This is a genomic window from Streptomyces sp. CB00455 (assembly GCF_001905445.1).
Classification (GTDB): domain Bacteria; phylum Actinomycetota; class Actinomycetes; order Streptomycetales; family Streptomycetaceae; genus Streptomyces.
On sequence record NZ_LIVQ01000004.1, the window covers coordinates 41,547 to 55,603 of the forward strand.

13 protein-coding genes and 3 tRNA genes are annotated in these 14,057 nt (G+C 71.3%); 8 read left to right on the forward strand and 8 right to left on the reverse strand.

Translation table 11 applies throughout. The features are described from left to right. Positions 1-75: 75 nt before the first annotated feature. Together purM and purF are read right to left on the reverse strand one after the other, a co-directional pair. Positions 76-1,146: a phosphoribosylformylglycinamidine cyclo-ligase gene (purM, locus tag AMK16_RS17495; protein WP_073916389.1), complete on the reverse strand. Its 1,071-nt coding sequence runs from the start codon at positions 1,144-1,146 to the stop codon at positions 76-78. 91 nt (positions 1,147-1,237) lie between these two features. After that, a complete protein-coding gene (gene purF / locus AMK16_RS17500; protein WP_073916392.1) occupies positions 1,238-2,755 on the reverse strand; it encodes an amidophosphoribosyltransferase in 1,518 nt (505 codons plus the stop codon). 161 nt (positions 2,756-2,916) lie between these two features. Here purF and AMK16_RS38320 point away from each other — a divergent pair, with 161 nt between their 5' ends. Continuing rightward, complete coding sequence (locus AMK16_RS38320) at positions 2,917-3,006, forward strand: putative leader peptide (RefSeq protein ID WP_338014451.1); 90 nt, start codon at positions 2,917-2,919, stop codon at positions 3,004-3,006. Between the two features lie 222 nt (positions 3,007-3,228). Continuing rightward, a complete protein-coding gene (locus AMK16_RS17505) occupies positions 3,229-4,656 on the forward strand; it encodes a sulfatase-like hydrolase/transferase (protein ID WP_073916396.1) in 1,428 nt (475 codons plus the stop codon). A 46-nt stretch (positions 4,657-4,702) separates the two neighbouring features. Here the strand turns inward: AMK16_RS17505 and AMK16_RS17510 are convergent, their stop codons facing one another. The 5 genes from AMK16_RS17510 to purS form a co-directional block, all read right to left on the reverse strand. Then, entirely contained in the window at positions 4,703-5,536 is an 834-nt protein-coding gene (locus tag AMK16_RS17510) for an META domain-containing protein (RefSeq protein ID WP_073916399.1), read from the reverse strand. 56 nt (positions 5,537-5,592) lie between these two features. Beyond that, positions 5,593-6,384, reverse strand: a complete 792-nt coding sequence (locus AMK16_RS17515; RefSeq protein ID WP_073917706.1) for a maleylpyruvate isomerase family mycothiol-dependent enzyme — start codon at positions 6,382-6,384, stop codon at positions 5,593-5,595. A 106-nt stretch (positions 6,385-6,490) separates the two neighbouring features. Continuing rightward, positions 6,491-8,740, reverse strand: a complete 2,250-nt coding sequence (purL, locus tag AMK16_RS17520) for a phosphoribosylformylglycinamidine synthase subunit PurL (protein ID WP_073916402.1) — start codon at positions 8,738-8,740, stop codon at positions 6,491-6,493. Next, complete coding sequence (gene purQ, locus AMK16_RS17525; protein WP_073916406.1) at positions 8,737-9,417, reverse strand: phosphoribosylformylglycinamidine synthase subunit PurQ; 681 nt, start codon at positions 9,415-9,417, stop codon at positions 8,737-8,739. The genes purL and purQ overlap by 4 nt, the downstream gene beginning before the upstream one ends. Before the next feature lie 2 nt (positions 9,418-9,419). Continuing rightward, positions 9,420-9,665, reverse strand: a complete 246-nt coding sequence (purS, locus tag AMK16_RS17530; RefSeq protein WP_042801325.1) for a phosphoribosylformylglycinamidine synthase subunit PurS — start codon at positions 9,663-9,665, stop codon at positions 9,420-9,422. 353 nt (positions 9,666-10,018) lie between these two features. Between purS and AMK16_RS17535 the strand changes: the two genes are divergently transcribed. The 6 genes from AMK16_RS17535 to AMK16_RS17560 all read left to right on the forward strand — a co-directional run bounded on the left by AMK16_RS17535 (position 10,019) and on the right by AMK16_RS17560 (position 12,987). Continuing rightward, positions 10,019-10,336, forward strand: coding sequence for a histone-like nucleoid-structuring protein Lsr2 (locus AMK16_RS17535; RefSeq protein WP_073916410.1), 318 nt, complete (start codon positions 10,019-10,021; stop codon positions 10,334-10,336). Between the two features lie 88 nt (positions 10,337-10,424). Further along, a tRNA-Gly gene (locus AMK16_RS17540) sits at positions 10,425-10,496 on the forward strand. Between the two features lie 74 nt (positions 10,497-10,570). Continuing rightward, positions 10,571-10,643: transfer RNA gene (locus AMK16_RS17545), tRNA-Gly, on the forward strand. Positions 10,644-10,895: 252 nt separating this feature from the next. Further along, positions 10,896-12,128 carry a sensor histidine kinase gene (locus AMK16_RS17550; RefSeq protein ID WP_073917708.1) on the forward strand — a complete coding sequence of 411 codons (1,233 nt, stop codon included), beginning with the start codon at positions 10,896-10,898 and terminating at the stop codon, positions 12,126-12,128. A gap of 122 nt (positions 12,129-12,250) precedes the next feature. Continuing rightward, positions 12,251-12,892, forward strand: coding sequence for a response regulator transcription factor (locus AMK16_RS17555; RefSeq protein ID WP_073917710.1), 642 nt, complete (start codon positions 12,251-12,253; stop codon positions 12,890-12,892). 22 nt (positions 12,893-12,914) lie between these two features. Then, positions 12,915-12,987 (forward strand) — tRNA-Gly (locus AMK16_RS17560). A gap of 46 nt (positions 12,988-13,033) precedes the next feature. On the opposite strand, the gene AMK16_RS17565 is transcribed toward AMK16_RS17560, so the two are convergent. Continuing rightward, positions 13,034-13,975, reverse strand: coding sequence for a phosphoribosylaminoimidazolesuccinocarboxamide synthase (locus AMK16_RS17565; RefSeq protein WP_073916414.1), 942 nt, complete (start codon positions 13,973-13,975; stop codon positions 13,034-13,036). Between the last annotated feature and the right edge of the window lie 82 nt (positions 13,976-14,057).

A 14,057-nucleotide genomic window follows, 5' to 3' on the forward strand; every position in this document is an offset into this window, starting at 1 on the left:
GGCGTCTGAACACAGCAGGTCAAAGAACTGAAACCCGGCCCGGGGCGCACGCCCAGGGCCGGGTTTCAGTGCTGATCAGCTCGCGTAGGAACCGGTGAGGGTCGAGCCCTCGGTGTGGTCGCCGCGGTCGACGATCTCACCGGCGACCCAGGCGTCCACGCCCCGGTCCGCCAGCGCGGTCAGGGCCACGTCCACCGACCCGGCGGGCAGGACGGCCATCATGCCGACGCCCATGTTCAGCGTCTTCTCCAGCTCCAGCTGCTCCACCTGCCCGGCCTTGCCGACGAGGTCGAAGACGGCGCCCGGGGCCCAGGTCGAGCGGTCGACCGTGGCGTGCAGGTGGTCCGGGATGACCCGGGCCAGGTTCGCCGCCAGGCCCCCGCCGGTGATGTGCGAGAAGGCGTGCACCTCGGCCGTACGGGTGAGGGCCAGGCAGTCCAGCGAGTAGATCTTGGTGGGCTCCAGGAGTTCCTCGCCGAGGGTGCGGCCGAACTCCTCGATCTCCTGCTCCAGGGACATCCCGGCCCGGTCGAAGAGGACGTGCCGGACCAGCGAGTACCCGTTCGAGTGAAGGCCGGACGACGCCATCGCGACGACGGCGTCACCCGTACGGATGCGATCGGCGCCCAGGAGCCGGTCGTGTTCGACGACACCGGTTCCGGCGCCCGCCACGTCGAAGTCGTCCGGGCCCAGCAGGCCCGGGTGCTCGGCGGTCTCGCCGCCGACCAGGGCGCACCCGGCGAGGACGCAGCCCTCGGCGATGCCCTTGACGATGGCGGCGACACGCTCGGGATGGACCTTGCCGACGCAGATGTAGTCGGTCATGAAGAGCGGCTCGGCTCCGCAGACGACGATGTCGTCCATGACCATCGCGACCAGGTCGTGGCCGATGGTGTCGTAGACGCCCAGCTGGCGGGCGATGTCCACCTTCGTGCCGACCCCGTCGGTGGCGGAGGCGAGCAGCGGCCGCTCGTAGCGCTTGAGGGCGGAGGCGTCGAAGAGGCCGGCGAAGCCGCCGAGGCCGCCGAGGACCTCGGGGCGCTGCGTCTTCTTCACCCACTCCTTCATCAGCTCGACGGCGCGGTCTCCCGCTTCGATGTCGACGCCCGCGGCGGCGTAGCTGGCACCGGTGGTCTTCTCTGTCATGACAGGAGAGAGCTTTCGTGTCGTTACTGCGTGTGGTGCCGGGCCCTGGGAAAAGCCTGAAAGACAGGGCCCGGCGCAGGTCGAGCCGGGGTTACGGGCGACGGAGCGCGTCGGCGGCGTCCTTGCCGCCCGCCAGCTCGGTCTCCAGCAGCTGCTTGCCCAGCAGCTGCGGGTCCGGAAGGTCCATCGGGTACTCGCCGTCGAAGCAGGCACGGCAGAGGTTGGGCTTCTGGATGGTCGTCGCCTCGATCATCGCGTCGAGCGAGATGTAGGAGAGCGAGTCCGCCCCCATGGACGTGGCGATCTCGTCGACCGTCATCCCGTTGGCGATCAGCTCGGCCCGGGTGGCGAAGTCGATGCCGAAGAAGCACGGCCACTTCACCGGGGGCGAGGAGATCCGGATGTGGACCTCCGCCGCGCCCGCCTCGCGGAGCATCTTGACCAGGGCGCGCTGGGTGTTGCCGCGGACGATCGAGTCGTCGACGACCACCAGGCGCTTGCCCCGGATGACTTCCTTGAGCGGGTTGAGCTTCAGGCGGATGCCGAGCTGGCGGATCGTCTGCGAGGGCTGGATGAAGGTCCGGCCGACGTAGGCGTTCTTGACCAGGCCCGAGCCGTAAGGGATCCCGCTGGCCTCGGCGTACCCGACGGCGGCCGGCGTGCCGGACTCCGGGGTCGCTATCACCAGATCGGCTTCGACCGGGGCTTCCTTGGCCAGGCGCCGGCCCATCTCGACACGCGAGAGGTAGACGTTCCGGCCGGCGATGTCGGTGTCCGGGCGCGCCAGGTAGACGTACTCGAAGACACAGCCCTTGGGCTTCGCTTCCGCGAATCGGGAGGTGCGCAGGCCGTTCTCGTCGATCGCGATGAGCTCGCCCGGTTCGACTTCGCGGACGAAGCTGGCGCCGCAGATGTCGAGGGCTGCGGTCTCGCTCGCGACCACCCAGCCGCGCTCCAGGCGGCCGAGGACCAGCGGGCGGATGCCCTGCGGGTCACGGGCGGTGTAGAGGGTCCCCTCGTCCATGAAGACCAGGGAGAAGGCGCCCTTGACCTGAGGCAGGACCTTGGCGGCCGACTCCTCGATGGTCAGGGGCTTGCCCTCGTCGTCGGTCTGGCCGGCGAGCAGGGCGGTGACGAGGTCGGTGTCGTTGGTGGCGGCCACCTGCGTGGCACGGCCGTCCTGACGGGGGAGGTCGGCGACCATCTCGGCGAGCTCGGCGGTGTTCACCAGGTTGCCGTTGTGACCCAGGGCGATGGAGCCGTGGGCGGTCGCGCGGAAAGTGGGCTGGGCGTTCTCCCAGACGGAGGCCCCGGTGGTCGAGTAGCGGGCGTGACCGACCGCGATATGACCCTGGAGCGAGCCGAGAGAGGTTTCGTCGAAGACCTGGGAAACGAGGCCCATGTCCTTGAAGACGAGGATCTGGGAACCGTTGCTCACAGCGATTCCCGCGGACTCTTGTCCGCGGTGCTGCAGTGCATACAGTCCGAAGTAGGTGAGCTTGGCGACCTCTTCACCCGGAGCCCAGACACCGAAGACGCCGCAAGCGTCCTGGGGGCCCTTTTCGCCGGGGAGCAGGTCGTGGTTGAGTCGTCCATCACCACGAGGCACGCTTCCGAGTGTAGGCGAGATCGACCACTGGTCCGAATTGGGGACAGCCCGTAAAAGTCACAGTGCGGACAGTCCGGTAACCCGTGCGGAGGGTGACCGTCTCGATATCCGGCATTGACCTGGTTGACGGCTGCCTGTGGATTCGTACAAGCTCACGCACCATGCAGCCCCTCGGTGACCGCACCGTCACCCTCGTCGAGCGCCGGCACGTGGACCTGGTCCGTGTCGCGAGCGCCATCTGTCGCCCGTAGCCGTACGGCGCGAGCAGTGATCCCGGGCTGAACACCCTTTCGAGCGCGCCTTCCGCCGCCCGGCCCCGCCTTCGCGCCTTTGGCTCCACCGCCTTTCCCGGCCTCGCCCCCTTTCCGCGGCCTCGCCCCCCTTCCGTGCCGTCCGCCCGCCCGCCGACGCCGCGCGCCCCCGTGCGCGCCGCCCCCGGCAGGCGGGGCGGCGCGCCTTGCCTTGGAGTACCTGTGAGCAGAGACGAATCCACGCTGTCCCGGCGGGCCTTCGGCGGCGCGGTCGGAGCGTCCGCGGCCGCCGCGGCGCTGGGGCTGGGCGCGGCGGCGCCCGCCGGCGCCGCCGAAGCGCGGCACGCGGGGCCCGGGGAGCGGGAGTTCCGGGCGGTGCGCGGCCGCAGCTCCCGCCGCCCGAACATCCTGTTCATCCTGGGCGACGACCTGGGCTGGGCGGACCTGTCCTCCTACGGCTCCCCGCACATCGAGACCCCGAACCTGGACCGACTGGCCCGCCAGGGCGTCCGGTTCACCGATGCCTACTCGGGCTCCGCGACCTGCTCGCCGACCCGGTTCAGCCTGTACACGGGCCGCTACCCGGCCCGCACCCAGGGCGGTCTGGCAGAGCCGATCGCCGACAGGTCGGCGGGTCTGGAACCCACCCATCCGACCCTGGCCTCGCTGCTGAAGGCGGCCGGGTACTCCACCGCGCTGATCGGCAAGTGGCATGCCGGCTACCTGCCGCACTACAGCCCGGTCAAGTCCGGCTGGGAGGAGTTCTTCGGCAACTTCGGCGGCGCGCTGGAGTACTACTCCAAGCTGGGGCTGGGCGGTGAGTACGACCTCTACGAGGGCGACGCCGAGTACAAGGACCTGCGCTACTACACCCGGATCATCACCGAGCGGGCAGCCGAGTACGTCTCGCGCGGCCACCACGGCGCGCCGTGGCTCCTGAACCTCAACTTCACCACCCCGCACTGGCCGTGGATCGCCGACGGGGACACGCAGGAGAGCGCCGAGATCGTCCGCCGGATCAAGGCGGGCGACAGGCAGGCGCTGTGGCACCAGGACGGCGGCTCGGTCGGCAAGTACAAGCAGATGGTCGAGGACCTGGACCGCTCGGTCGGGGAGGTGCTGAAGGCGCTGAAGCGCTCCGGCCAGGAGGACGACACCCTGGTCGTCTTCTCCAGCGACAACGGCGGCGAGCGGTTCTCGTACAACTGGCCGCTGTCCGGCAACAAGGCCTCCCTCCAGGAGGGCGGCATCCGCGTGCCGGCCATCGTGCGCTGGCCACGCCGGCTGGACGGCGGCCAGGTCAGCCACGTCCCGGTGTTCAGCCCGGACTGGACGGCGACGCTCCTGGAGCTGGCCGGGACGCGGCCGCACCCGGACTACCCCCTGGACGGGGTGAGCCTGGCCGGGTACCTGCTGCGCGGCGAGGAGCTCGCCGAGCGGGACCTGTTCTGGCGGGTCCGCGGGGAGCGGGCGCTGCGCCGCGGCAACTGGAAGTACTACCGCGGCACGTCGGGCCGGGACCAGCTGTTCGATCTGGCCGGGGACCTCCGCGAGCAGGCGGACAGGGCCGCGGCGGAGCCGGCCCGGCTGGCGCGGCTGCGGGCGGCCTGGGAGAAGACGGACGCGGGGCTGTTGCCCTACCCGGCCTGAGCCGCGGTCCCGTTGCGGGGGCGGCCGGGCCGGCGCCCGGGCGTGCTCACTCCACCGCGGAGCCGGCCGTGGCGGTCAGGCCCTTGCCGTCGGGCGCCGTGAGGGTGAGGGTCCGGTCCTCGATCTTCCAGGTGAGCGGACCGCTGCCGAACAGCGCGGTCAGGGCCCGCTCCACCTCACCCACCGGACCTTCGCAGGCCATCCGGGTCGTGGTGGGCGGTCCGAAGGTGACCGAGGTGCCGTCGACGGTGGCTTTGGCGCTGAACCGGTTGCAGCCGAGGCTGCCGCTCGCCGTGCCGTCGCCGGCGAGGGCGAAGCGGGCCCGGCCGGCCGCCTGGGCGGGCAGGGGGGACACGGTCGCGCCGGCGGCAAGCGATACGACGGTCCACTCGGTGGCGGTGAGCGGGGCGTCTGCGGCCGGGGGCCTGGAGGACAGGGCGATGGTGCTCCCGTCGGCGGTCTTCAGGGTGAGCCGCTGCGGCCCGCGGTCGATGGTGAGCCGGCCCGTGAAGAGCTTCGCGAACGCCGTCTCGAACTCCTGGTCCGCGCAGGCCGTGGTGGTCGCGGCGGCGGGCCGGACGGTCAGCGCGGAGGTGCCTTCGAGGGCGATCGCCGCGGTGAAGCCGTTGCAGCCGTAGTTGCCGGTCGCCCGGCCCTGCCCGAGGTCGACGCGGGCCGCCGCGGGAGCGTGCAGGGTGCGCCCGCCGGTGGTCAGGGACTCCACGGCCCAGGAACCCACCGGGTCGGGGAGCGTACGGCTCCCGCCGTCGTCGGACCGGCCACAGGCGGTGAGTCCGACGGCGAGGACGAGGACGAGGACGAGAGCCGGCCCCACGGGGGCGTGGACGCGTGCGCGCAGGTGCCGGAAGGTGGTGGCCATGCTGCTGGGACGGACCGGGCGCCGCGGCGGTTCCCCCGCGTCCCCCGCCACCGCGCTCAGCTCATCAGCGGGAGCAGCGCCGACAGGTCGGCCCGCTCCCCGCTCGCGCGGACGCGCGCCTCGTCGAGCGCCGCGGCCCAGCGCGTACGGCCCGTGGCGAGCCGGATCCAGGTCAGCGGGTCGGTCTCCACCACATTGGGCGGGGTGCCGCGGGTGTGGCGGGGCCCCTCGATGCACTGCACCACGGCGAAGGGCGGGATCCGTACCTCCACCGAACCGCCCGGCGCCTTGAGGGCGAGGGCGTCGGCGAGCAGCCGGGTGCAGGCGGCCAGGGCCTGCCGCTCCACGGGGACGTCCAGCCCGGTGGCCCGGTTCAGGTCGTCGGTGTGGACGACGAGCTCGACGGTACGGGTGACCAGGAAGTCGGCCAGCGTCATGTCGCCGATCCACAGGTCGAGCACGCGGCCGCCCGGGTTCGCCGCCAGCGCCTTCGCCATGCGCGCGCCCGCCCGGTCGTACAGTTCGGGCAGCGGCGCCCCTTCGAGGGTTTCCCGCGCGGCTCGGGCGATCTTCCCGGCGAGGGAGGCGGTGGCGAAGGGCCACTCGGCGGCCGTCAGCCCGGCGACGGCGGCCGGCGGGCGGGCCAGAGCGCCGGCCAGGGAGTCGGCGATCCACGCGATGTGCCCGGCGAGTTCGGCGACGCTCCAGTCACCGAGCCCGCTGGGCCGGGCCAGCTGTTCGGGTCCCAACTCCCCCACGGCGCGGGCGACGTGCCCGAACTGGGCGGTGACCGCGGCACGGATCTTCGCGGGGTCGTAGGTACGCGGCTTCTTCCTGGCGGGCGGCATGGCCACGACCCTACTCGGGCCCGGACAACACGCCGCAACGACCGGGCCCCCGCCCGGAGGTACCGGACGGGGGCGCGGGACGGACCCGGATCAAGGGGCCTGCGGATCAGGCCAGCAGGGCCGGGATCGTCGCTTCGTGCGCGGTACGCAGCTCCGCGAGCGGGATCGTGAACTCGCCCTGGACCTCGATCTCCTCGCCGTCCACCACGCCGATGCGGGCGACGGGCAGACCGCGCGCGCCGCACATGTCGGTGAAGCGGAGCTCCTCGCTGCGCGGGACGGCCACGACGGCCCGGCCCGCGGACTCGGAGAACAGGAAGGTGAAGGCGTCGAGACCCTCCGGCACCACGATGCGCGCACCGTTGCCGCCGCGCAGGCAGGACTCGGTGAGCGCCTGGATCACGCCGCCGTCGGACACGTCGTGCGCGGCGTCGATCATGCCGTCGCGCGAGGCCGAGATCAGGATCTCGCCGAGCAGCTTCTCGCGGCCCAGGTCCACCTTGGGCGGCAGGCCGCCGAGGTGGTCGTGGACGACCTGGGACCAGGCCGAACCGCCGAACTCCTCGGCCGTGTCGCCCAGCAGGTACAGCAGCTGGCCGGCCTCCGCGAACGCCATCGGCGTGCGGCGGTTGACGTCGTCGATCACACCGAGGACCGCCACGACCGGGGTCGGGTGGATCGCGGTGTCGCCCGTCTGGTTGTAGAGGGAGACGTTGCCGCCGGTCACCGGCGTGCCCAGCTCCAGGCAGCCGTCCGCGAGACCGCGGCAGGCTTCGGCGAACTGCCACATGACGCCCGGGTCCTCGGGGGAGCCGAAGTTCAGGCAGTCCGAGATGGCCAGCGGCTTGGCGCCCGTCGCGGCGACGTTGCGGTAGGCCTCGGCCAGGGCGAGCTGCGCGCCCGTGTACGGGTCGAGCTTGGCGTAGCGGCCGTTGCCGTCGGTGGCCATGGCGACGCCGAGGTTGGACTCCTCGTCGATGCGGACCATGCCCGCGTCCTCAGGCTGCGCCAGGACCGTGTTGCCCTGCACGAAGCGGTCGTACTGGTCGGTGACCCACGACTTAGAGGCCTGGTTCGGGGAGGAGACCAGGGCCAGGACCTGCGCGCGCAGCTCCTCGGAGGTCTGCGGCCGCGGGAGCTTGTTCGCGTCGTCCGCCTGGAGCGCGTCCTGCCACTCGGGACGGGCGTAGGGCCGGTTGTAGACGGGGCCCTCGTGGGCGACGGTGCCCGGGGGCACGTCCACGATCTGCTCGCCGTGCCAGAAGATCTCCAGGCGCTCGCCGTCGGTCACCTCACCGATGACGGTGGCGATGACGTCCCACTTCTCGCAGATCTCCATGAAGCGGTCGACGTGCTGCGGCTCGACGATCGCGCACATGCGCTCCTGCGACTCGCTCATGAGGATCTCCTCGGGCGAGAGCGTCGCGTCGCGCAGCGGGACGGTGTCGAGCTCGACGCGCATGCCGCCCGAACCGGCCGAGGCCAGCTCGCTGGTGGCGCAGGAGAGCCCGGCGCCGCCGAGGTCCTGGATGCCCGCGACCAGCTTCTCCTTGAAGATCTCCAGGGTGCACTCGATGAGGAGCTTCTCCTGGAAGGGGTCGCCGACCTGGACCGCCGGACGCTTGGTGGGCTTCGAGTCGTCGAAGGTCTCCGAGGCCAGCACGGAGACGCCGCCGATGCCGTCGCCGCCGGTGCGGGCGCCGTAGAGGATGACCTTGTTGCCGGGGCCGGAGGCCTGGGCGAGGTGGATGTCCTCGTGCTTCATCACGCCGATGCAGCCGGCGTTGACCAGCGGGTTGCCCTGGTAGCAGGCGTCGAAGACGACCTCGCCGCCGATGTTGGGCAGGCCCAGGCAGTTGCCGTAGCCGCCGATGCCCGCGACCACGCCCGGCAGGACGCGCCGGGTGTCGGGGTGGTCGGCGGCGCCGAAGCGCAGCGGGTCCACGACGGCGACGGGGCGGGCGCCCATGGCGAGGATGTCGCGGACGATGCCGCCGACGCCGGTGGCCGCGCCCTGGTAGGGCTCGATGTAGGACGGGTGGTTGTGCGACTCGACCTTGAAGGTGACCGCGTAGCCCTGGCCGACGTCGACGACGCCGGCGTTCTCGCCGATGCCGACCAGCATGGCGTCGTTCTCGGGGGCCTTCTCGCCGAACTGCTTCAGGTGGACCTTGCTGCTCTTGTACGAGCAGTGCTCGGACCACATGACCGAGTACATGGCGAGTTCGGCGCCCGTGGGACGGCGGCCGAGGATCTCCCGGATCCGGGCGTACTCGTCCTCCTTGAGGCCGAGTTCCTTCCAGGGCTGCGCCGCGTCCGGGGTCCCGGTGGCGTTCTTGACGGTGTCGAGGCTCATGCGCTGACCAGCTTCTTCAGGACCGACGTGAAGAACGGGAGGCCGTCCGTGCCGCCCGTCCCGATCAGCGGCTCGACCGCGTGCTCGGGGTGGGGCATGAGGCCGAGGACGTTGCCCGCGGCGTTGGTGATGCCGGCGATGTCGCGCAGCGAACCGTTCGGGTTGCCGTCGAGGTACCGGAAGGCCACGCGGCCTTCGGCCTCCAGTTCGTCGAGCGTGCGCTCGTCGGCGGTGTAGCGGCCGTCCATGTTCTTGAGCGGGACGGAGATGTCCTGGCCGGCGGTGTAGTCGCCGGTCCAGGCGGTCTCCGCGTTCTCCACCCGCAGCTTCTGGTTGCGGCAGATGAAGTGCAGGTGGTTGTTGCGGAGCATCGCCCCCGGCAGCAGGTGGGCCTCGGTGAGGACCTGGAAGCCGTTGCAGATGCCGAGGACGGGCATGCCGGCCTTGGCCTGGTCGATGATGGTCCCCATCACCGGCGAGAAGCGGGAGATGGCTCCGGCGCGCAGGTAGTCCCCGTAGGAGAAGCCGCCCGCGAGGACGACGGCGTCGACCTGGTGCAGGTCCTTGTCGCGGTGCCAGAGCGGGACGGGCTCGGCCCCCGCGATGCGGACGGCGCGCAGTGAGTCACGGTCGTCGAGCGTTCCGGGGAACGTGACGACTCCGATGCGAGTGGTCACCGTCAGGCCTCGACCTTCACGGTGAAGTCTTCGATGACGGTGTTGGCGAGGAACGTTTCGGCCATCTTGTGGATGCGGTCGAGGGCGGCCTGGTCGACCGGCCCCTCCACCTCCAGTTCGAAGCGCTTCCCCTGGCGGACGTCGGCGATCCCGTCGAAGCCCAGGCGCGGCAGTGCACGCTGCACCGCCTGGCCCTGGGGGTCGAGGATCTCCGGCTTGAGCATGACGTCGACTACGACGCGTGCCATCGGGCACTCCCGTGTGGTGGTTGGTGCGAAGGCGGTTCCCTCAGCGTACCCGGCCAAAATTTCTACGCGGGTAGATATGTCCGTGGCATGATCGGGACCGGGTTTGGCTTCACCAACGCTTCGCAAAATCCCCCGGAAAAACACGCGCTCGGCATTGCGGCAGGACACGCGGAGAGAATTAACTGGGCTTCGCAATGCAATGGGAATCAGGGTACAAAGGAATCACCCGGCGCGGCGGTATTTTGCCGCTTCTCCGCGGGGGCGGAATGATGCATTGCTCCGAAACATCCACACAGTCGACATCAGCGCACGTCAGCACGTGACGATGGCGTCGCACGAAGGGACCGATATCCGTGGCGCAGCGCGTAGTAGTCACGCTCTCCGACGACCTCGACGGCGGGGAAGCGGCGGAAACGGTCGTCTTCTCCCTGGACGGGAAGTCGTACGAGATCGACCTCAATGTGGCCAACGCAAAGAAACTGCGGAAGAGCCTGGCCCCCTTCGTGGCCGCCGGCCGCCGCCAGTCCCGTTCGGGCAAGGCCTTCAAGCACACGTCCATCGCGCCGGACCCGGCGGTCGTCCGGGCCTGGGCCCGGTCCAACGACTTCGAGGTGCCGCCCCGCGGCCGCATCCCGAAGAAGATCTACGAGGCCTACAACGCGGCCCACTGAGGGCCGATTTGCCATCCACCCCCACCCTTCGGCTAGTGTGTGGATCACGCCGAGGGGCCAGACCGCAGGTCAGGGCCTCGAAGGTCGTGCGGGTGTAGTTCAGTAGTAGAACATCCCTCTTCCAGAGGGAAGGCGCAGTGTGCGATTCCTGTCACCCGCTCTGCATCGCTTTGCCGACCACCATCGTGGATCGGGTAGAGTGATGCTCGCATTGCCCAGCGCAGTGCGCGGCGTGCGGACGTAGCTCAGTTGGTAGAGCACCACCTTGCCAAGGTGGATGTCGCGAGTTCGAGTCTCGTCGTCCGCTCTTATGAAGAAGGCCCCGGTCATTGCGACCGGGGCCTTCTTCGTGTTTTCCGGGTCCTCCCTGACAAATGTCACCGCTGATCGTGACGGCCCGCACTGCCGGTCCCGCGCGGGTGCCGCGAGGCTGGGGACGGCGGCCGCGGGGGCCGCCGGGGCCGTGGCCGGCGCGCTGGCCCTGATCATGATCACCGTGTTTGCTGTCCGGCGGTGGTTCCGCCGGGAGCCGCGCCGCGAGGGAGTCGGGGGACGGGCCGTGTCGAAGATGACCGGGTGGTGGAAGAACCGCAGCAGCGCGGGGAAGGTCGAGCTGTACACCCGCTGGTCGTTCCACTTCTTCGCGTTCATGGAGGTGGCGGGGTTCGGGCTCGCCCCACTGGCCGCCGCCGGGAAGCCGTCCGTCCTGCTGCCGCTGTCCCTCTGCCTGCTGGTGTGCGTCCACGCGGTGCTCTGCGCGGTGCTTTCCTCCCGGTCGCTGCACTGGGTGGTGGGCCGGCGCGAGCGCCCGGTCCGGCTCGCCGTGGTCACGGCCGTCGTGACGGCCGCGGCGACCCTCTGCGTCCTCGCGTTGCGGGCGACCGGCAGGCTCGACCCGTCGGTGGCGCCGAGTCTGGTATCGGGGCTGACCTCCTTCGCCACCGGCTCGCTGGTGCTGTGCCTGCGGACGGTCCGGAGCATCCGCTACGTCGCCCCCGCCGCCTCCGCCGGGACCGGCCTGGCCGTGTTGGCCCTCGGCCTGCCGGCCGGGGAGGCCCTCGGCTACGCGGTCGGGGTGCTGCTCGGCAGCCTGCTCTTCAGCGCCACCTGCGGCTTCTCGGCGTGGCTGCTGCGCGCGGTCTACGAGCTGGACCGGTCACGCGAACTCCAGGCCAGGCTGGCCGTCGCCGAGGAACGGCTGCGCTTCGGGCGGGACCTGCACGACGTGATGGGCCGCAATCTGGCGGTGATCGCGCTCAAGAGCGAGCTGGCCGTGCAACTGGCCCGGCGCGGGCGCCCCGAGGCCGTGGACCAGATGGTCGAGGTACAGCGGATCGCCCGGGAGTCCCAGCGGGAGGTGCGCGATGTCGTACGCGGTTACCGGGAGGCCGATCTCGCGGTGGAGCTGGAGGGTGCGCGCGGCGTGCTGAACGCGGCCGGTATGGACTGCCTGGTCGAATTCGAGGCGGCGCGGGACCTGCCGGCCGAGGTCCAGTCGGCGCTGGGCTGGGTGGTGCGCGAAGCGACGACGAACATCCTGCGGCACGGGGACGCCCATCACTGCCTCATCCGGCTGACGGCGCCGCAGGACGGCCCGGTGACCCTGGTCGTGGAGAACGACGGCGCGCCCGCGAAGCCGGTGGGCCCGCCCGGTTCGGGGCTCGCCGGGCTGCGGGAGCGGCTGGCGGCGGTGGACGGGACCCTGCTGGCGGGACCGGCCGGGGCAGGGCTCTTCCGGCTGCGTGCCGATGTGCCGGGCCGGCACCTGGAACGAATGGAGGCACGGGCATGAACCCGCACGAGGACCAGAAGGCGGACACGGACGCGAAGGCGGACCCGGGGCCGGGGAGGGGCCCGGAGGCGGGCCCGGGGAGGGACCCGGCGTCGAAGGCCGGGTCGCAAGCGGAACCGCGGGTGGAGGCGGGTACCGGCCCGGGTGCCGGCCCGGGCCCCGTACGCGTCCTGCTCGCCGATGACGAGCACCTGATCCGCGGCGCGCTGGCCGCGCTGCTCGGGCTGGAGGACGACCTGCTGGTCGTCGCCGAGGCGGCCTCCGGGCCCGAGGCGCTCGCGATGGCACGGGCGCACCGGCCGGACGTGGCCGTGCTGGACCTGCAGATGCCGGGCGCGGACGGTGTGAGTGTCGCCACATCGCTGCGGGCCGAGCTCCCCGGCTGCAAGACCATGATCGTGACGAGTCACGGCCGGCCGGGGCACCTGAAGCGGGCCCTGGCCGCCGGGGTGCGGGCCTTCGCGCCGAAGACGGTATCGGCGCAGCGGCTGGCCGAGCTGATCCGGACGGTGCACGCCGGAGGCCGGTACGTCGACCCGGAGTTGGCGGCCGATGCGATCAGTGCGGGCGATTCGCCGCTGACCGCCCGGGAGGCGGAGGTGCTCGAACTCGCGGCGGACGGGGCGCCCGTCGCGGAGGTCGCGGAGCGGGCCGCACTGTCCCAGGGGACCGTACGGAACTACCTGTCCTCGGCGGCGACGAAGCTGGGCGCCGAGAACCGGCACACGGCTGTGCGTCTCGCACGGGAGCGAGGTTGGGTATAGTAGGTCTCGCGTTACGGCGCATGCGGACATAGCTCAGTTGGTAGAGCACCACCTTGCCAAGGTGGATGTCGCGCGTTCGAGTCGCGTTGTCCGCTCAGTGAGAAGAAGCCCCCGGTCCTCGACCGGGGGCTTCTTCGTGTTTCAGGCGGAGCCGGTGCCCGTGCCGGAGCCGGGGGTCGCGGTCCAGCTCAGGCCGGTGAGCCGCTCGTAGGCTTCGATGTACTTGGCTCGGGTCTGCTCGACGACCTCCTGCGGAAGGGCCGGCGGCGGCAGTTCTCCCTTCGGGTCCCAACCGGAGGCCGGGGAGGACAGCCAGTCGCGGACGAACTGCTTGTCGAAGGAGGGCTGGCTGCGGCCCGGCTCCCACTCCTCGGCCGGCCAGAAGCGGGAGGAGTCCGGGGTCAGGACCTCGTCGGCGGCGACCAGGGTGCCGTCCTGCGGGTCGAAGCCGAACTCGAACTTGGTGTCAGCGAGGATGATCCCGCGCTCCAGCGCGATGTCCCGGGCGCGGCCGTAGACGGCCAGGGTGGACTGGCGCAGCAGGGCCGCCGTCTCGGCGCCGGCGGTGCGCGCGACCTCCTCGTAGGAGACGTTCTCGTCGTGCTCGCCGACCGCGGCCTTGGCCGCCGGGGTGAAGATCGGGGCGGGCAGCTCGGATCCGTTCACGAGGCCTTCGGGCAGGGCCAGTCCGCAGACGGTACGGGTCTTCTCGTACTCCACGAGGCCGGAGCCGGTGAGGTAGCCGCGGGCCACGCACTCGACGGGCACCATGTCGAGGTTGCGGCAGATCAGCGTGCGGCCCTCCCAGTCGGCGGGGGCGCCGGCGGGCAGGTCGGTGGAGACGACGTGGTTCGGCACGAGGTCCGCGAGCTGGTCGAACCACCACAGGGAAAGCTGGGTGAGGACGCGGCCCTTGTCCGGGATGTCGGTGGGCAGCACCCAGTCGAAGGCGGACATGCGGTCGCTGGCGACCATGACGAGGCGGTCGTCCTGGTCGCGGTAGAGGTCGCGCACCTTGCCGGTGTGGAGGTGGACGAGCCCGGGAACCTGAATCGGCTCGGGCTTTTCGACAAATCCGGACACGGGATCTCCCTGTGGGTATGTACGAGCGCAAACCCATTCTCCCGCACCGGCTCGTCTGCCCCGCCCAGGGGGTGTCCATCCC

Coding starts and splice junctions, on each gene's coding strand:
- AMK16_RS17515 (WP_073917706.1), bottom strand. CDS start 6,384: ATGCCGCCCGCCAGGAAGAAGCCGCGTACCTACGACCCCGCGAAGATC.
- AMK16_RS38320 (WP_338014451.1), top strand. CDS start 2,917: ATGCAGCCCCTCGGTGACCGCACCGTCACCCTCGTCGAGCGCCGGCAC.
- purL (WP_073916402.1), bottom strand. CDS start 8,740: ATGAGCCTCGACACCGTCAAGAACGCCACCGGGACCCCGGACGCGGCG.
- purS (WP_042801325.1), bottom strand. CDS start 9,665: ATGGCACGCGTCGTAGTCGACGTCATGCTCAAGCCGGAGATCCTCGAC.
- purM (WP_073916389.1), bottom strand. CDS start 1,146: ATGACAGAGAAGACCACCGGTGCCAGCTACGCCGCCGCGGGCGTCGAC.
- AMK16_RS17510 (WP_073916399.1), bottom strand. CDS start 5,536: ATGGCCACCACCTTCCGGCACCTGCGCGCACGCGTCCACGCCCCCGTG.